This window comes from Streptomyces sp. SAS_270 (assembly GCF_052543295.1).
Map to the genome: position 1 here is coordinate 1 of NZ_JBMNDS010000129.1, position 17,605 is coordinate 17,605.

Here is a 17,605-nt window from a genome sequence, read left to right on the forward strand (position 1 = left end):
CCCCCCCCCCCCCCCCCCCCCCCCCCCCCCCCCCCCCCCCCCCCGCCGCGGGTCACTGCTGGGTCAGGGTGACTTCGTCGCAGTAGCCGTCGCCGCTTCCGGAGACGAGGTGGCAGTAGATGCGCGCGGAGGTCACGCCCGCGCCCGTGGTGAAGGTCGTCGACTGCTTCGAGTAGGTGCTCGATGTGGTCGAGGCACTCGTGACGGCGGCGCCGTTGTAGAGCTTGGCCTCCAGTGCCGTCGTGGTGCCGGCGGTCTGGCTCGCGAGGGAGCCGGTCAGCCGGTAGGTGGTGTTCGGCGTGAGGCCGGTGACGATCTGGAACAGGGAGCCTGAGCTCAGGGACGCGTTGGTCAGCGCGGCGGCGTTGCCGTTGGCCGCCGTGCTCGTGAGCGAGAAGTCGCCGTTGCGCCAGGGCACGGTGTGGCCGGACTCGAGGTTGCCGTTGACCGCGTAGTTCCTGACGGGGGTGACGGCCAAGTCGTCGCAGTAGCCGTTCCCCGTACCCGAACTCTTGTAGCAGTACAGCCGCACGGTGTTGTTCGTCGCCCCGGTGGTGAAGTCGGCGGAGACGAACGTCCACGCGGTGCCGCCGGCGCTCGCCACCGTTTCCAGACCACCGGTGTTCTTGACACCGACGTTCACGATCTCGCCGGCGACGGCCGACTTCACCCAGCCCGAGACGCGGTACGTCGTCCGCGGCGCGACAGGGACGTACTGTTCGAGCGAGGCGGGCGACGGCCCGACACGCGCCGCGTAAGTCCCGGAGTGGGCGCCCGAGTTCACCACCGAGGCGGAGTTCCACGCGCTCCACCCCGAGGTCGACCCCTTCTCGAAGCCGAGGTTCTCATTGGCGAGGCAGGTCGAGTCGGAGGGAGCACTGAACTGGTCGGCGCCGATGTCGGGTGCGCAGGTCGCGGGAACGGCCGAGCCCCAGTAGTCCTTGCCGCCGTTGTCGGGTACGACGACTCCCGCACCGATGGCGGGAGAGGACGCGGTCAGCTGGTAGCCCGCGACGCTGCCGATGCCCGTACCGCCGCTGCCGGGCGAGGAGAGCAGTGGATCCGCCGTGATCTTCCCCGGGTCGGTGGGCTCACTGGCCGGGTGGTTGCCGTAGAAGAGGTTGTTGCGCCAGGCGAAGTTCGAGGCCGGCTGGCCCGCCGTGTAGACGTAACCGCCGCTGCCCAGGTTGTAGATGATGTTGTTGGCGAGCGTCAGGTCGTTCCAGGCGCCCGTGACCTCGAGGACGTTGGCGGTGGAACCCGACGGCAGGTAGATGGTGTTGTTGTAGAACGCGGAGTCCTGCGAGCCGTCCATGGTGATGGCGCGCAGACGGTCGTCCTCGCTGACGTTGTAGCGGACCACCGCGTTGCTCGCGAGGTGCGATCCGCCGCCGCAGCCGCAGAAGAGGATGAACCCTCCCGCGTTGTCGTGGCTGTAGTTGTACTGGACGACGGTGCCGTCCTGGCCGTAGTCGACGTCGAAGCCCTGGCCGTCGGTGTTCCCGGTGTTCTTCTGGGTCCCGTACGCCTCGTTGTACTGGATCACGGTGCCGTCGGAGTCCCAGGCCCAGATGCCGGCGTTCGCCGCGTTGGGGGCCTTCGCCGCGTTGTAGACGACGTTGTGCTCGATGAGAGCGTTCTGCGACATCTGGACGACGATGCCGTCACCGTCCGTGTCGTGGACGGTGTTGTTGTGGACGACGACGCCGCTCCACGGAGTCCAGGCCGGGTTGTTGCAGCCGATGGACGGCCGGCAGAGCCAGGTGCTGGACATGTTGATACCGCTGCGGGCGACGTTGGCCACGGTGTTGCCGTCGATGTCGACGTCGTTGAAGGCGCTGGGGGATGTGGTCCCGATGACGGAGAAGAGGATTCCGGCGCTGCCGTCGACCTCCTTCGACTGGTTTCCGTTCACGTCGTGGACGTTGAGATTGCTGACCTTGTAGTGGTCCCCGGTGCCGAAGTTCTCGAGGACCACGTAGACGCCGCGCCGCGCGTTCGCGCCCTTCACGGCGCCGGTGTTGGTCACCTCCAGATCGGAGATCTCCCAGTACTCCTGGTTGTACAGATAGATCGCGTCCGTGCCACCGCCCCCGGCGATGACCGGCAGGGCGCCGGTGCCGTAGGCGCTCATGGTGATCGATCCGCCCGCCGCGCTGCCCGAGCCCAGCGGGTGCAGCAGGCCGGTGCAGGTAGTCCCCCGTTTGAACAGCAACTGGTCGCCGGGGGCGAACGTCGTTGCGTTCGGGCCCGCCAGAGAGTTCCACGGCGACGAGGAGGTTCCGGTCCCGTTGGATGCCGCCGAGCAGTCCACGTAGTGGGCCGAACCCGCTGCGTGGGCCGGCGTGGCCGGTGTGAGGGCCACTGCGGCGCAGGCGAGCAGCATGGTGACGACCGCGCCTGCGAACAGCCGTCTCATCTCTGCGACTTGTCTCATGGTGCTGCCTTCCGTACGACGTTGTCGGAATGGGTGGCGGTGCTCGCCGTGACCTTGCGGAGTGCGGCGACGATGGCCTGTGTCGGAGCGGCCTGGTTCGACCATTCGGCGGCGACGTGTCCGTCGGCCCCGATCAGCAGGGTGTGGAGCTGTCCGTCCGTGGGGAGTTGTGCGCCCACGGAGGCGGAGTCCGCGGCGACCGCGAGTTCGGGCGGGAGGGCCCAGTTCGCCACGAAGTTGTGCAGTGCGGGGTCGGTCGTGTGCCCGTCCGAGTCGGTGACGAGGACCCGGACGTCGGGGTACTGAAGCGCCACGCTCTTGAGCGAGGGGATCTGGCTCCGCGCTGTCGCCGCGTCGACGTCGCCCTGGTCGTCGATGGGAAGGGCCGAGACGACCGTCGGGCCGGAGAGGGAGATCCGGTCCCCGTTGAGCAGGGTCACACCGGAGCTTGCCGGTACTTCGGATCGGCATGCGGTGGCGAGCAGGAGCGCGGCGACGAACGGGATCATCCCCGCGCGACGGGCCCTCACGGTCACTCTTCGGGTCGCCCTCACCGGAGGGGCCCTTCGAGAGGCAGGACGGGTGTTTCCAGCGTTTCGTCGCGGTCGCAGACGAGAGTGTCCGCGTTCACCCGCAGGCGGGCGACCTGGATCGAGCTTCGGCGGTCCTCGTGGTCGCTGTGTCGTCCAGGGGTGTCGTCGGATCGCCCGGGGTGGGTGAAGTAGAAGACGAATGCGCCGAGTTCGCTGGTGACGACGTCGGCGTGGAAGCCGTACGAGCCGTCGTCGGGGCCGTGCCCGGGACGGTCGAGGACGAGTCCTCGCGGTTCCCAGGTCTCCAGGTCCCGTGAGTGAAGGACGCGCAGGCCATGCCATTCGTCGACGAGCATCCAGTAACTGCCGCCGAGCTCGAAGACATTGGGGCCCTCGTGCTCCGAGCACTCGACCGCGGGTCCCCGGACGGTCCACCGCGTCAGGTCGTCGCTGTCGGCCGCATAGGTGTGCGCGTGGTCGGCCTCGTCCTTGTACCACATGCGGTAGCCGCCGGTGGGGAGCCGCAGGACGCAGGCGTCGATCACTCTGTCGGACGAGAGCGACAGGGTGGAGCGGTAGGTCCAGGAGAAGAGGTCGTGGCTCGTGTAGTGGCGGATCGTGCGTGCATGGCCCGCCCATTGGGTCGGAACACCGCGGATCACGCTGACGAACATGTGGTATTCGGTTCCGTCGTCGACGATCTCGGGGGCCCAGTAGGTGTGTCGCCCGGGCTCGGTGTCCAGCCCCTCGGCGACTCCCCGGTACAGCCAGGAGGCCCCGCCGTCAGAGGAGGACGCGATCCCGATGTCGCTCCCGTGCACCCAGCTCACGTCGTTCATCGGCGGCGCGTCGGCGCGACGGCTCGTGTAGAACATCCACCACTCGCCGGCGTGCCGGTTCCAGATGACGGTGGGGTCGGTCGCGCCGTCGTGCACGGGGTCTCGGAACAGGGGTCGGGCAACGGCTGTCATCGGTTCTTCCCAGGAGTGAGTACGACGGTGTCCCAGGACACCGGTGTGCGGTGGTGATCCGGATGGCCCGGCACGCCCATGAGCCGGCGTCAGCGGTGGCCCATGGGCGGTCGGTTCGGCGAAGTCGTCAGGCGTTCCGGCGCGTCAGGCGGATCATGTTCCAGGAGAGCGGCGCGAGTTCGGCGTGCAGGACGCCGTCGGTGACGGCCGTGCCTGTGGCGGGCTGCGGAGTGACACGGTCGGGCCGGTCCGCGGTGTTGACGGCCTCCGGGTCGCCGTCGGCCAGGACGAGGTGCTCCACCAGGGTGTGGGCGTCGACGCCGCGCAGGTCGACCTTCAGGGGAAGGGCGTCCGTCTGGCTGCGGTTGACCGCGAAGACGGTGATGTCGCCGCTCTCGTCGTCGATCACCGCGGTGGCGTGCAGCAGCGGTACCTCACCGAACCTGGCGGTGGCGTACGTCGGGCTGTCCACCTCCACGCGCAGCACCCGGCCGCGCCCGTACGCCGATGCCTGGGCGAAGGGGTAGAACGTGGTCTGCCGCCACGCCGCGCCGCCGGGCTCGGTCATGATCGGCGCGATGACGTTGACGAGCTGAGCCAGCGAGGCGGAGGTCACTCGGTCGGCGTGCCGCAGCAGCGCGATGAGCAGCGAGCCGAAGACCACGGCGTCGGTGACGGTGTAGACGTCCTCCAGCAGGCGCGGCGCCTGCTGCCACTCCTCCACCGCGTGCGGGTTGGGCCGCTTCTGGTACCAGACGTTCCACTCGTCGAAGGAGAGGTTGATGCGCTTGTCCGTCTTCAGACGGGCGCGGACGTGGTCGCAGGTGGCGACGACCGACTCGATGAAGTGCTCCATGTCCACGGCGGACGCCAGGAAGGAGTCGCGGTCTCCGTCGATCTCCTCGTAGTAGGCGTGCAGGGAGACGTAGTCCACCAGGTCGTACGTCGCCTGGAGGACGGTCGACTCCCAGGAGGCGAAGGTCGGCATGGCGGAGCTGGAGCTGCCGCAGGCGACCAGTTCGAGGTTCGGGTCGATCTGGCGCATGGCGCGAGCGGTCTCGGCGGCCAGGCGGCCGTACTCCTCGGGAGTCTTGTGCCCGGTCTGCCAGGGGCCGTCCATCTCGTTGCCCAGGCACCACATGCGGATGTCGTACGGCTCCTTGGCGCCGTCGGCGACGCGGCGGTCGGACAGCTCGGTGCCGCCGGGGTGGTTCGCGTACTCCAGCAGCCGTATCGCGTCCTCCACGCCTCGCGTGCCGAGGTTGACGGCCATCATGGGTTCCATGCCGGTCCTGCCGCAGAAGTCCATGAACTCGCCGAGGCCGAACTCGTTGGTCTCGGTGGACTTCCATGCCAGGTCCAGCCGGGTGGGGCGTTCCTCGCGAGGGCCCACGCTGTCCTCCCAGCGGTAGCCCGAGACGAAGTTGCCGCCGGGGTAGCGGACAGTGGTCACGCCCAGTTCCCGGACCAGTTCCAGGACGTCCTGGCGCAGGCCGTCCGCGTCGGCGGCGGGGTGGCCGGGCTCGTAGATGCCGGTGTAGACGCAGCGGCCCATGTGCTCGACGAACGATCCGTACAGACGCGGGTTGACACTGCCGACGTCGAACGCCGAGTCCAGGGCGAAGCCGGCGGCGGGGGAGGAGGTGGGCTCGGACATGACTGCCTTTCGGACGTCACTTCTAAGGTGACAAGGAGGAGAGCGGAGGAGGGCGGGAGGAGAGGGTCAGAGCGTCAGTGCGCAGACCACCGAGGGGGCGGAGACCGACGGTTGGGGCTGGGTCAGGGTTCCGTCGTCCAGGACACGCAGGACGGTGAGCGAGCCGCTGTGCTGGTTGGCGACGAGCAGATGACCGTCCACCAGAGCGAGGCCGCGGGGCCATCTGCCGCCGGCCGATACCTCACCGAGCGGCTCCAGCGTGCTGCCTGCGAGTCGGAACGCGGCGACCGTGTCCGCGCCCCGGTTGGTCACCCACACGAAGCGCCCGCAGGGCGAGGCGACGATTCCGCCGGGCTGGTTGACGACGTCCTTGGCTGTCGTGGCGGGTACGGAGGAGAGCGCGGTCAGGGTGCCGTCAGCGGCGTCGTAACGGTGGCAGGTGACGGTCGAGGACAGTTCGTCGGCGCTGAACACCAGGTCGCCGCCGGACGCGAAGGCGAGGTGGCGGGGGCCGGATCCGGCGCGCATCGGGTTGACCGCGATCCGTTCCAGGGCGCCGGTGAGGGTGTCGAGCCGGTAGGTGACAACGGCGTCCGCCCCCAGATCGGTGGCCAGCACGAAACGACCCGCCGGGTCGACGAGTACCTGATGGGCGTGACTGCCCTCCTGCCGTCCGATGACCGGCCCCGACCCCTGGTGGACGACGAGATCGGTCGGCTCCAGCAGCCGTCCGTCCGCGCCGAGCCGGTGCACCGCGACAGTGCCCGGCGCCGTGTCGCTGCCGTAGTTCGCGGTCAGCAGCCACTCGCCGCCCGGGTGGACGGTGAGGTGGCACGGGTTGGCCCCGCCGCTGCTCATCGGGTCGCCCAGCGGGGACAGTCCGCCGTCGCGGGTGACGGCACTGACGGTTCCCGTCTCGGTCTCGTTGGTGCTGTAGACGACGCCGAGCGACGGGTGCGCCGCCAGGAACGAGGCCCCGCTCACGGGCAGCGGCTCCACCTCGTCGTACGAGAGCTGTCCGGTCGTGGGATCGAGCCGCAGGGCGGCGATGCCGGAGCCGTCGCCTCCCGTGTCGGGGGTGTAGGAGCCCGTGAGGATGGCGATCGTGTCGGTGAGGGAGCTTGTGCGCATGGGTGGTCCTGGGAGGTTCATCGAGCAGGGTGGGTGGAGGGGGCTTCAGCGGACGATGTCGTCGTGGTGGTCCAGCAGTTCCAGTTCGGAGCGCCGGGGCAGGCCCTCCCAGTCGCCGGCAGTGCTCACCGCGAAGGCGCCGAGCAGGGCCGCCGTCCTCAGCCGCCGCTCCGGGGGCTCGCCCGCGAGCAGTTCGGCGAGGTAGCCGGCGGCGAACGCGTCTCCCGCGCCCACCGAGTCGTGCACGCGGACCGGTATGGCGGGCTGCCGGTGAGAAAGCCCGTCGAGCAGGGCGTACGCCCCGTCGGCGCCGAGCTTGATCACGGCCCCGCCGGGTCCCAGGTCGCAGATGCCCTTGGCGAGTTCCTCCGGTCCGTCGGCGCCGGGCACCACGAGAGCGGCCTCGTGCGGTCCGGCGAAGACCAGGTCGCTCCTGCGCAGCAGGGGCAGCAGGATCGCCCGGGCCTCGGCCTCGCTCCACAGCAGCGAACGGAAGTTGACGTCCAGCGAGATGGTCACGCCGGCGTCGGCGGCGATGTCCACGGCCCGGGTCACGGCCGCGGCGGGACCCTCCCCGAGTGCCGGGGTGATGCCCGTGACGTGCAGGACCGCCGCCCCCGCGACGACGTGCTCGGGGATGTCGTCGGCGGTCAGCCGGGCTCCGGCCGTGTGGGCGCGGTAGTAGCGCGTACGGCTGTGCGTGGAGGTGCGGCGTTCCTTCAGCAGCAGGGATGTAGGGGCTGTGTCGCGCACGGCGACGGTGCTGACCCCTTCGGCCCGCAGTTCTCGCAGGACGAGTCCGCCGAGTTCGTCGTCGCCGACCCGGCCGATCCAGGTCGCGGCCCCGCCGAGTCGGCTGACCCCGATGGCGACGTTGGACTCCGCGCCGGCGATCCCCAGGCGCAGTGCCGTGCCGAGTGCGAACGGGCCGGGTTCGCGGGCCGCCATGACGGCGAGCACGTCGCCGAGCGTGACGAGGTAGGGCTCGCCGGACGGGGGTGAGGAGGTGTTCACGCGCTAGCCTCCCCGGCACGAGCGGTGGGACGAACCGCGTCCAGCAGGGTGCGCGCCCTCGTGGTGAGGGTGTCCAGTGCCTGAGGAGTCGGGTCCCGGTCCGCTCCGCGCAGCAGCGGGGAGCCGATCCCGACCGCGCAGGCGCCAGCGTCCAGGTAGTCCCGCGCCTGGTCGATGCCGACGCCGCCGACGGCGACGAGGGGGATGTCGGGCAGTGGGGCTCGTAGTTGGTGCAGGTGTGCGGGGCCGCCCGTGCCCGCGGGGAACAGCTTGACGGCGGCGGCGCCCGCCCGCCATGCCTGGGACACCTCGGTCGGTGTCCAGGCGCCCGGGTAGCAGGGTATGCCCAGGTCGGCCGCGTTCCGGACGACGGTGGTGTCCACGACGGGGGCGACCAGGAACTCCGCTCCCGCTGCCAGCGCGTCCCTGGCCTGGCCGGCGGTGATCACGGTGCCGGCGCCGACCGCGACGTCGGGGCCGAGTTCCGCCCGGACGGCAGCCAGCGTGTCGAGCGCTCCGACGGTGGTCAGGGTGATCTCCAGGCAGGTGACACCGCCGGACGCGAGGGCCCGGGCCACGGCGGGCAGTGCGGACGCGTCGGCCGACCTCAGGATGGCCATGACCCGTGTCCGGCCGAGCTGCGGGGTGAGGGCGGGACGCTCGGTCATGACCCCACCGCCGTGGGGGAGTTGGGGATTCCCTGGGTGTCGGTCATGCGGGTTCCTTTGCTGGCGGGTGCGTCGGTGACGCGGATGAGAGGTGCGTCGGTGACGCGGATCAGAGTGCGTCGGCAGGGGCGGCTCAGCGCTTGCGTCGGTGAGGGGGGATCACTTGAGTCCGGAGGTGGCGGAGCTGGTGACGAAGCCCCGCTGCACGATGAGGAACAACGCCAGCACCGGGACGACGTACATCACGGCGCCCGCGGCGACCAGGTTCCCCATCGGCGAGCCGTGCTCGTTGACGTAGCCGTAGGCGAGCTTGACCGCGAGCGTGGTGTGGGCGTCGTCCAGCAGCAGGGCGGGCGCGATGTAGTCGCCCCAGGTCCAGCTGAAGGAGAGGATCAGGCTGGTGGCGATGACCGGCCAGGACTGCGGCAGGAAGATCCGCCAGAAGATGCGGATCTGCCCGCAGCCGTCCACGATCGCGGCCTCCTCCAGTTCCTTGGGCATGTTCGAGAAGAACTGCCGGAACAGGAAGATCAGGTACGGGGCGCCGCACAGGCCCCACAGCACCCACGGCACATAGGTGTTGGTGAGGTGGATCTTGGCGAACAGCAGATAGGTCGGGATGAGGGTGAGGACCTGCGGCAGCATCATCGTCGACAGCAGAACCGAGAAGATCAGCTGCTTGCCGGGCGCGTTGAGACGGGCGAAGCCGTAGCCCGCCCACGCCGAGGCCAGGGTGACCAGGACGGCGTAAATGGTGGCGACCGTCAGGGAGTTGCGGGCATAGCCGAGGTAGTCGATCTCGGTGAGGGCACCCCGGAAGTTGTTCAGGCTGGGGTGGTGCGGCCACCAGTGGATGGGCAGCGCGCGCAGCTCGGAGGGATCCTTCAGAGCGGTTTCCAGCAGCCAGGCGAACGGGCCGAGGAACAGGACGAGGGCGCCGACCAGCAATACGTAGACGGCACTTCTGCGGGGGAACACCATCACTTGCCTCCGATCGTGCGCGGCCGAGAGGGCTTGTCCGGCTCCGGGGCGACGGAGTAGAAGACCGCGCCCTTGCTGAGCCTGAAGACGAGGAAGGTGATCGCGACGATGATCAGGAACAGCACCCAGAGCATCGCCGAGGCGTATCCGTAGCGGCCGTTGGCGAAGTACTGGGCGAACACGTGGATCATGAACAGGTAGTTGCCCTCGGGGACGGCCGTGACACCCCTGGGGGTGGGGTCGAGGGAGATCAGCAGCGGCAGGAAGCTCTGTACGGCGGCGATGATGCCGGTGATGACCTGGAAGAACAGCACCGGGGAGAGCATCGGGACGGTGATCTTGTAGAAGGACTGCCAGGCGTTCGCCCCGTCCATGCGGGCGGCCTCGTGGAGCTCCTTGGGGATGTCCTGGAGCCCCGCCAGCGAGATGATCATGGCGTTGCCGCAGCCCCACAGCATCAGGGTGACCAGGACCCAGCGGGCGTAGGGGTCCATCAGCCAGGCAATGCCGTTGATGTTCAGGGCGTCCAGGACGCCGTTGGCGGCGCCCGAGTCCCGGTCGAAGATCAGCTTGAAGGTGAGGGCGGCGCCTACCGGCGGAACGACCGCGGGCAGGTACAACAGGGTGCGGAACAGTCCGCGGGCCCGGATGGGCTGGTTGACCAGCACCGCGAGCAGCAGCCCGGCCGCGATGCTCAGCGGCACGGTGATCGCGGTGAAGACGCCGGTGCGGGCCAGGGAGGACAGCGTCTCCGGGTCGGTCAGGACCTCCCGGTAGTTGTCCAGGCCGACGAAGCGGGAATTGTTCGACAGCCCGTCGGAGTTGGTCAGGCTCAGCCACAGCGCGTAGCCGAGCGGGAAGGCCGTCAGGGTGAGGAAGCCCAGCACCCAAGGTCCGGCGAACACGTAGAAGGAGATGGCCCGGCGGGTCGTCAGCGAGGTGCGCCGGCGGCCGGCGCGCGCGTGGGTGCGGGCGCGGGGCCCGGGCCGGGCGGGCGTCTCCCCGGAGGGAGACTGCGCGCCCGGCGCGGTGATCTGATCGGTGCTCACCCCACGAGCTCCTTGCCCTGGGCGAGCTGCTCGTTCATCCGGGAGTTGAGCGTGTCTGCGACCTTGCCCGCCGACGTCCCGGACTTCACGGCACCCGGCAGGACCTTGCTGAGTACGCCCTCAAGGGCGGCCTGCTGGGCGTACGGGGTGAAGCTGAGGACGGAGAAGTGCGGCAGCTCCTTCTCCTGCACCTGGAAGGCCTGCTTCTGGAAGGCGCTGGTCTGCGGCATGTTCGGGCGCAGTGACTTCAGCGAGGGGATGCCCCAGCCGCTGGCCGCGCGCACCTGGGCGGGCTTGCCGCCGAAGTACCACTCGAAGAACTTCCAGGACGCGTCCTTGTTCTTGGCGTCCTTCGGGATCCAGAAGCCGGTGGCGCCGAAGCAGGAGCTGACGCGGTGGCCGCCGAACTGCGGGGCGGGCGCGAAGCGGGAGACCTCGGCGAGCTTGGGGTCGGAGCCGATCTGTCCGCCGAACCAGTAGCCGTTACAGCTCATCGCCATGCGCCTGGCCCCGTAGGTGGGGCCGTCCCAGCCGTCCGGGTTGGGGTTGACGACGTTCGGGCCTATGTCGGCCTTGGCGTAGTCCAGGTACCACCGCAGCGCCTTGAGCGCCTCCGGGGAGGAGAAGTCCACCGTGGCCAGGTCCTCGGCGAAGAGACTGCCGCCGGCGGAGGCGGTCATGCCCATGAGCTGCGGGAAGACACCCATGCCGGTGGCGTTCAGGCCGTACACCTTCACCTTGCCCAGACGGCGCTTGACCAGCTTCTTGCCCAGGTCCAGCCACTCGTCGTAGGAGACCGGTTCGGTCGCGCTGGGCGCGTCCAGCTTGGCGGCCTCGAACAGGTCGGTGCGGTACCAGAACATGGAGTCCTGGGAGTAGTCCTTGGCCATGCCGTAGCGGGGTCCGGCGCCCTGCTTCTTGCCGTCGTAGCGCCACACGTCGTTGACGGGGTCGAGGTCGGAGGCCTTCAGTGCCGAGCTCTTGGCGAAGTACGGGTCCAGGTCCGTCATCAGGCCGCGGGCGGCGAAGTACGGCGTCTCGGTCGCGCCGAAGCCGCGGACCACGTCCGGCGGGTTCTTGGCGGCCAGCATGGAGTTGAGCTTGGTGGGGTCCCAGGTGATGACGTTGAGGTTCATCCCCAGCGCCGCTTCGGCAGCCGCGAGGGTCTTCTTGTCCCACTCGTTCTGCACCGTCATCACGGTGAGCGTCGTCTTGCCGCTCCCGGATCCACCCGTGCCGTTGCTGACGGAGCCGGCGCAGGCGGACACACCTGTCGCGGCGAGCGCGGTTCCGGCGGAGAGGGCGAGGAAGCGCCGTCGGTCGAGGGGCGTTGACATGGGCATGCTGATTGCCTTTCGTGGCGGGACGTGCGCGGTTGCGAGACGTTCGCGGTTGCGGCACGTACGGCGGCTGCGTGACGAGGGCGGAGTCCATGGCGGCATGAGGGGTACCGCGAGAAGCGAACGGGCGAGCACGGCGGCGGTGGTGCACCGGCTTGCCGGGAGGTGGTGCGAGATGCCCTGAACCGGCCGTATCTGTCTGAGTGGACAGTGCGTACACGGGTGTCAGGGGACCGCGAGTGCGACGGTGGTCGCGTACGCGGTGAGCCCGAGGGTGACTCCTCGGCCGCGGCTGACGTGGAGTCAACTGTGGCCGACATCTAGCCATATCGATATGACCGGTTTCATAGGTTCTGCCCAGACGTATCGCTTATTTCCGTCTGAGGAAACCGGTTGACTGAAACTTTCGCGAACGTTAAGTTGCGTTTCCAGAAAGTGTCAAGAGGCCAGAACGCGTCACTCTGGGTTCCGCACGGCGGACCAGGGCAACGCCCACCGAGGAGGGGGAGCACGTGCCGGAACAGCCCGTCCGGGCCAAGCTCGTGGATGTGGCACACGCGGCCGGGGTCTCCAAGGCCACCGTGTCCAAGGTGCTCAACGGCCGCCAGGACCTGTCCGTACGGCCGGAGACGCGCCGGCGCGTCCACGAGGCCGCCGAGGCGCTCGGCTACCGGCCTCACTCCGGGGCGCGGGCACTGGCCGGAGCCAACACACACGCGCTGGCCCTGCTGATTCCCGCACTCGCCAACCCCACGTACGTCACCATCGCCCGCGGCGCCTACCAGCGGGCCCGCGAACTGGGCTACCTCTCCCTGCTGGCCGAGGACTTCGACGGGCAGGAGGCCGACGAGTCCTTCCATGACCTGGTCCAGGAAGGCAGGGTCGACGGACTGCTCATCGCCTCGGCCCGCCCCGGTCACCCCCTGCTGGACGCACTGGGCCGCAGCGCGGTGCCCCATGTCTTCCTCAACCGCTCGGTCGAGGGATCCGGCCGCAACGTCACCATGGACGTCGCCCGCTCCAGCGTGACGGCACTCGACCATCTGCACGGCCTCGGTCACCGCGCGATCGGCCACATAGCGGGTCCTCCCGGGATCACCCCCAGCGAGGTCCGCAAGGAGGCGTTTCTCCGGCACGCCGCCAAACTCGGGCTGGACACGGTGCCCGTCGCGTCCGGGGACTTCACCGAGGACGGCGGCGGGTCCGCCGCGCGGGAACTGCTGCGCTCCGCCGACGGTGACGGGCGGCCGCCCGTCACCGCGCTCTACACCAGCTCGCTCGCGCAGGCGATAGGCGCCATGGCCGCGATCAGGGAGCTCGGCCTCAGGATCCCGGAAGACGTCTCCGTGGTCGGCAACGACGACCTGCCCGTGGCCGCGCACCTCCACCCCCCGCTGACCACCGTCGCGATGCCCCTGCACGAGCTGGGAACCGCCGCGGTGGATGCCCTGGTGGCCACCATCGAGGGCAAGCCGACAGGCGACGTCGTCGTACCGACCGAGCCGCGGCTGGTCCTTCGCGGCTCCACGGCCGGACCGGCAGAACCAGGAGGAACGCCATGACCGTCGCCGCACCGGCGCGCTTCGCCGGCCGTACGGCCCTGCTCACCGCGGCCGCCTCCGGTATCGGGGCGGCCACCGCCCACCGGCTGGCGGCGGAGGGAGCGTCCGTCCTGGTCACCGACGTGGACGCCAAAGGCGCCCAGCGCGTGGCCGAGGGGATCCGCGCCGGGGGTGGACGGGCGCGGGAGTGGCGCCTCGATGTCACCTCGCCGGGGGAGTGGGCCGCGGCCGTCGCCGAGGCCGGGTCCTGGACGGGACGCCTGGATGTGCTCCACCTGAACGCCGGCCGAAACCTGCCCGCAGCGGCACACGAACTGGACGACACCTCCTGGCGCGACCAGCTGCGGCTCTCCCTCGACTCGGTGTTCTACGGCGTCCGGGCCGCTGTGCCCCTGCTGAGAACGACCAGGGGCGCGGTGGTGATCACCTCGTCCGTGCACGCGGCCATCGGCTTCAAGGGCTTCCCCGCGTACGCGGCCGCCAAGGGCGGGATCGACGCCCTCGTACGCCAGCTGGCCGTCGAGTACGGAGGCGAGATCAGGTTCAACGCCGTCCTTCCCGGAGCCGTGGTCACCGCCTTGTGGGCCGAGGCGCCCGAGGAGTACAAGGCGCAGACCGCCGCGCGCACCCCCGTCGGCAGGCTCGGAGCCCCCGAGGACATCGCCGCCGCCGTGGCCTTCCTCGCCTCCGAGGACGCCGCTTTCGTCACCGGCCAGAACCTGCTCGTGGACGGTGGCCGCAGCATCAGCTCCCAGGAGTAGGCCACCGGCCTCACCCGGGCCGGGCGAAAACCCGCTCCGCCCGCTGCGGGAACGATCCGCTGCGGGAACGACCCGACCGCCGCAACCTCACCCTCGCACGCCCGAAACCGCTCTCCTCAACGAGCCCCCGGCCGCCCATCAGGCCGTATACAGCACAGGACCCGGAGGTCCATCCCATGAAGATCACTGGATACGAGCTCTTCCTTGTCGAACCGCGCTGGCTCTTCCTGCGCGTCGACACCGACGAGGGCATCTCCGGCTGGGGTGAGCCCATAGTCGAGGGCAAGGCCCACACCGTCGCCCGCTGCGTCGAGGAGATGTTCGACTACCTCCTCGGCCAGGACCCGGCCCGTATCGAGGAGCACTGGCAGGTCCTCGCGAAGAGCGGCTTCTACCGCGGCGGAGTCGTCCTGAACAGCGCCCTGGCCGGAATCGACCAGGCGCTGTGGGACATCGCGGGCAAGACCCACGGCGTCCCGGTCCACCAGCTGCTCGGCGGCCACGTGCGCGACCGGGTGCGCGTCTACGGCTGGGTCGGCGGCGAAACCCCCGAGGAACTGGCCGAGTCGGCTGCCGAGCAGGTCGCCAAGGGCATGACCGCGGTCAAGCTCAACCCCTGCGGCCAGCTCGAACCGCTCGCCACGCCCGCCGCGATCGATGCCATCGTGGCCGGGGTGAGCGCGGTCCGCGAGGCCATCGGACCGGACCGCGACCTGGCGCTGGACTTCCACGGCCGCTTCAGCGGGGCGATGTCCCGCCGCGTCCTGCCCTTCCTGGAGCCGCTCCTGCCGCTCTTCGTCGAAGAGCCCGTGCTGCCGGAGTTCTCCCGGGACCTCGGCGCCGTGGTGCGCTCCACGTCCATCCCCATCGCCACCGGCGAACGGCTCTACTCCCGCTGGGACTTCCGCTCGGTGCTCTCCGACGGCATCGCCGTGGCCCAGCCCGACATCAGCCACGCCGGCGGCATCTCCGAGTCCCGCCGCATCGCCGCGATGGCGGAAACCTACGACGTCCTGGTGGCACCGCACTGCCCGCTCGGCCCGATCGCCCTCGCCGCCAGCCTCCAACTCGACTTCGCCATCCCCAACTTCCTCATCCAGGAACAGGCGCTGGGCATCGGCTACGGCGACAGCAGCGGCCTGCTGGACTACCTCGCCGACACCACGCCCTTCACGTTCCGCGACGGCTACATCGACCGCCCGACAGCACCCGGTCTCGGCATCACCATCGACGAGGACGCAGTCCGCGCCGCCGCCGAGCGCGGCCACCGCTGGCGCAATCCGGTCTGGCGCAACACCGACGGCTCACTGGCCGTCTGGTAGCCGCACCCGGCATCCCCAGCCGGCCCGAACAAACCCCCGCCCACACCCACGCCCGGAGAACCCCTGCGCGGTCCTGCCACCGGCCCCACCTGCCCAGCCGACGAGATACATGCGCCCTGGCAGACCGGCCCAGCCGGGCAGGGGGACGCCGAAGCACACCCCCTACCAACCCTGCAAGCCAACCCGCATCAGCACACAGTCACTTTCCTCACAGCTCTGTTCGACGCGTGCCCGTGTAGAGTCGAGAACGCCCTTGACCTGCAAAAAGCAGGCAGGGAGCCGTCTTCTAGGAGTACTTGATGCTGCGCACTATGCACAAGTCCAAGATCCATCGTGCGACGGTCACCCAGGCCGATCTGCACTACGTCGGGTCCGTCACCATCGACGCCGATCTCCTTGATGCCGCCGACCTGCTGCCCGGCGAGCTCGTGCACATCGTCGACATCACCAACGGCGCCCGCCTCGAGACGTACGTCATCGAGGGCGAGCGCGGGTCGGGGGTCGTCGGGATCAACGGGGCGGCGGCCCACCTGGTGCACCCCGGGGACCTGGTGATCATCATCAGTTACGCTCAGGTCTCCGACGCCGAGGCGCGGGCGCTGCGGCCGCGAGTCGTGCACGTGGACAGCGAGAACCGCATCGTGGCCCTCGGGGCCGATCCGTCCGAGCCGGTGCCGGGATCGGACCAGGAGCGCAGCCCGCAGGCCGTCACGGTCTGAACCTCGGCGGCGGAGCGCCAGGACCCGAGGACTTGAGGAGTGCCCATGAGCGACATCGAGATCCGCGACGACCGGGCCGGCGGCCGCCTCGAGGCGTTCGCCGGGGACGAACTGGTCGGCCACATCGAGTACTTCGTTCTGGAGGCACCCGCGCGCGCCCTCGTGCCCGTCCACACGATCGTGGAGCCCGCGCACGAGGGCAAGGGCATCGCCGGGTCCCTCGCGCGCGAGCTCTACGGCATCGCCGCCCGCGAGGGCATCGTGGTCGCACCGCTGTGCCCGTACGTCGTGAAGTGGGCGGCGCGCCATCCCGAGGACGCCCCGGCGGCCGACCCGGCCCTGGTCAGGGCCGCGAAGGACTGGCTGATCGCCCACCCCGGGCGGTTCTGATGGAGCCCACGGCCTCGGAGCACGCGCCTACGACATCGGCGAAGTCGCGTCCGGCGGCCGCCTCCGGCCGCGTCCTGGCCCTGCTGCACACCTCGCCCGCGCACGTGCCCGTCTTCGACGCGCTGCGCGACGAGGAGCACCCGGGCCTGGAGTTGCGCCACCTGGTGGTCGAGGAACTGCTGGCCCGTGCCCGGGTCGAGGGTCCGGACGCGGTCGCGGGCGCGGTGCGTGCGGCGCTCGACGAGGCCGCCGCGCAGGGCGCCGACGCCGTGCTCTGCACGTGCTCCACGATCGGCGGCGTCGCCGAGACCGCGGGCGCCCCGGTGCCCGTGCTCCGCGCCGACCGTCCGATGGCGGCCGCCGCGGTGGCCGCGGGCTCGCGCGTCGTCGTCCTCGCGACGCTGGAGAGCACGCTCGAACCCACCGTCGCCCTCGTGGAGGAGGAGGCCCGGCGAGCCGGGCGCCCCGTCCAGGTGCGAACCCTCCTGGTCGACGGCGCGTGGGAGCGTTTCGCGGCGGGCGACATCGAGGGATGCGCCCGCAAGGTCGCCGTGGCCGCCGACGCGGTCACCGACGCCGACGCGCTCGTCCTCGCCCAGGGATCCATGGCCTCGGCCCAGGACTTCACCACCACCTCGGTGCCCGTCCTGTCGAGCCCGCGCCCCGGGCTGGCGGCGGGGGCGGCGGCCGTACGGGGCCGGTAGTCACCGCAGGACCGGTGGGCTCTGTGGCGTAACGGGCGGCGCGACGGGGTGAGTGGGGGTGCGGGGGCCGGGTACGCGTGGGAGAAGTCCAGGGCTGACGTACCCACCGCCTGGAGGACAGAATGACCGACCCGTTCCCCGCCCCCGTACCGCCGGGCCCCACCCCGGGACCGGTCCCCGACCCGGAGCCCTTCCCGGGACCCCAGCCGCCACCGCGGCCCGGGCCGCCCCCCACGCCGAAGCCGCAACCGTCGCCGTCACCGATCCCGAAGCCGCCGGGGCCCGATCCGGTGCCTGAGCCTGAGCCCCAGCCGGGCCCGATGTCGTAGCCGCCGAGGGTGGCGACATGACGGTGGCCCGGTGCAC

The 17,605-nt window shown here is 70.3% G+C and carries 16 protein-coding genes; 6 read left to right on the plus strand and 10 right to left on the minus strand.

Annotated features, from left to right (window positions below; translation table 11 throughout):
• Positions 1-52 precede the first annotated feature (52 nt).
• From ACN6LB_RS43710 to ACN6LB_RS43755, 10 genes are all read right to left on the minus strand, one after another.
• The gene (locus ACN6LB_RS43710; RefSeq protein WP_445030767.1) at positions 53-2,437 is read right to left on the minus strand and encodes a carbohydrate binding domain-containing protein; all 2,385 of its coding nucleotides are present in this window, start codon (positions 2,435-2,437) and stop codon (positions 53-55) included.
• A complete protein-coding gene (locus tag ACN6LB_RS43715) occupies positions 2,434-2,967 on the minus strand; it encodes a hypothetical protein (protein ID WP_445030768.1) in 534 nt (177 codons plus the stop codon). Before ACN6LB_RS43715 ends, ACN6LB_RS43710 begins: the two co-directional genes overlap by 4 nt.
• A 20-nt stretch (positions 2,968-2,987) precedes the next feature.
• Positions 2,988-3,941, minus strand: coding sequence for a glycosyl hydrolase (locus ACN6LB_RS43720; RefSeq protein WP_445030769.1), 954 nt, complete (start codon positions 3,939-3,941; stop codon positions 2,988-2,990).
• A gap of 127 nt (positions 3,942-4,068) precedes the next feature.
• Positions 4,069-5,598: an arabinosylfuranosidase ArfA gene (gene arfA, locus ACN6LB_RS43725; protein WP_445030770.1), complete on the minus strand. Its 1,530-nt coding sequence runs from the start codon at positions 5,596-5,598 to the stop codon at positions 4,069-4,071.
• Between the two features lie 66 nt (positions 5,599-5,664).
• Entirely contained in the window at positions 5,665-6,729 is a 1,065-nt protein-coding gene (locus ACN6LB_RS43730) for a lactonase family protein (protein WP_445030771.1), read from the minus strand.
• Between the two features lie 45 nt (positions 6,730-6,774).
• Positions 6,775-7,743 carry a sugar kinase gene (locus ACN6LB_RS43735; RefSeq protein ID WP_445030772.1) on the minus strand — a complete coding sequence of 323 codons (969 nt, stop codon included), beginning with the start codon at positions 7,741-7,743 and terminating at the stop codon, positions 6,775-6,777.
• Complete coding sequence (locus tag ACN6LB_RS43740) at positions 7,740-8,411, minus strand: bifunctional 4-hydroxy-2-oxoglutarate aldolase/2-dehydro-3-deoxy-phosphogluconate aldolase (protein ID WP_445030773.1); 672 nt, start codon at positions 8,409-8,411, stop codon at positions 7,740-7,742. The genes ACN6LB_RS43735 and ACN6LB_RS43740 overlap by 4 nt, the downstream gene beginning before the upstream one ends.
• A 159-nt stretch (positions 8,412-8,570) precedes the next feature.
• Complete coding sequence (locus tag ACN6LB_RS43745; RefSeq protein WP_445030774.1) at positions 8,571-9,392, minus strand: carbohydrate ABC transporter permease; 822 nt, start codon at positions 9,390-9,392, stop codon at positions 8,571-8,573.
• The gene (locus tag ACN6LB_RS43750) at positions 9,392-10,441 is read right to left on the minus strand and encodes a carbohydrate ABC transporter permease (protein ID WP_445030775.1); all 1,050 of its coding nucleotides are present in this window, start codon (positions 10,439-10,441) and stop codon (positions 9,392-9,394) included. The genes ACN6LB_RS43745 and ACN6LB_RS43750 overlap by 1 nt, the downstream gene beginning before the upstream one ends.
• Positions 10,438-11,784 carry an extracellular solute-binding protein gene (locus ACN6LB_RS43755; RefSeq protein WP_445030776.1) on the minus strand — a complete coding sequence of 449 codons (1,347 nt, stop codon included), beginning with the start codon at positions 11,782-11,784 and terminating at the stop codon, positions 10,438-10,440. The genes ACN6LB_RS43750 and ACN6LB_RS43755 overlap by 4 nt, the downstream gene beginning before the upstream one ends.
• A gap of 509 nt (positions 11,785-12,293) precedes the next feature.
• Between ACN6LB_RS43755 and ACN6LB_RS43760 the strand changes: the two genes are divergently transcribed.
• From ACN6LB_RS43760 to ACN6LB_RS43785, 6 genes are all read left to right on the plus strand, one after another.
• On the plus strand, positions 12,294-13,343 hold the full coding sequence (locus ACN6LB_RS43760) for a LacI family DNA-binding transcriptional regulator (protein WP_445030777.1): 1,050 nt from the start codon (positions 12,294-12,296) through the stop codon (positions 13,341-13,343).
• Positions 13,340-14,104: an SDR family NAD(P)-dependent oxidoreductase gene (locus tag ACN6LB_RS43765; RefSeq protein WP_445030778.1), complete on the plus strand. Its 765-nt coding sequence runs from the start codon at positions 13,340-13,342 to the stop codon at positions 14,102-14,104. The genes ACN6LB_RS43760 and ACN6LB_RS43765 overlap by 4 nt, the downstream gene beginning before the upstream one ends.
• Before the next feature lie 176 nt (positions 14,105-14,280).
• Entirely contained in the window at positions 14,281-15,426 is a 1,146-nt protein-coding gene (dgoD, locus tag ACN6LB_RS43770; protein WP_356148992.1) for a galactonate dehydratase, read from the plus strand.
• A 299-nt stretch (positions 15,427-15,725) separates the two neighbouring features.
• Positions 15,726-16,145 (plus strand): aspartate 1-decarboxylase, encoded by a 420-nt coding sequence (gene panD / locus ACN6LB_RS43775; RefSeq protein ID WP_356148995.1) that lies wholly within the window; start codon positions 15,726-15,728, stop codon positions 16,143-16,145.
• Positions 16,146-16,190: 45 nt separating this feature from the next.
• A complete protein-coding gene (locus tag ACN6LB_RS43780; RefSeq protein ID WP_445030779.1) occupies positions 16,191-16,535 on the plus strand; it encodes a GNAT family N-acetyltransferase in 345 nt (114 codons plus the stop codon).
• A complete protein-coding gene (locus ACN6LB_RS43785) occupies positions 16,535-17,239 on the plus strand; it encodes an aspartate/glutamate racemase family protein (RefSeq protein WP_445030780.1) in 705 nt (234 codons plus the stop codon). Before ACN6LB_RS43780 ends, ACN6LB_RS43785 begins: the two co-directional genes overlap by 1 nt.
• Positions 17,240-17,605: the final 366 nt, after the last annotated feature.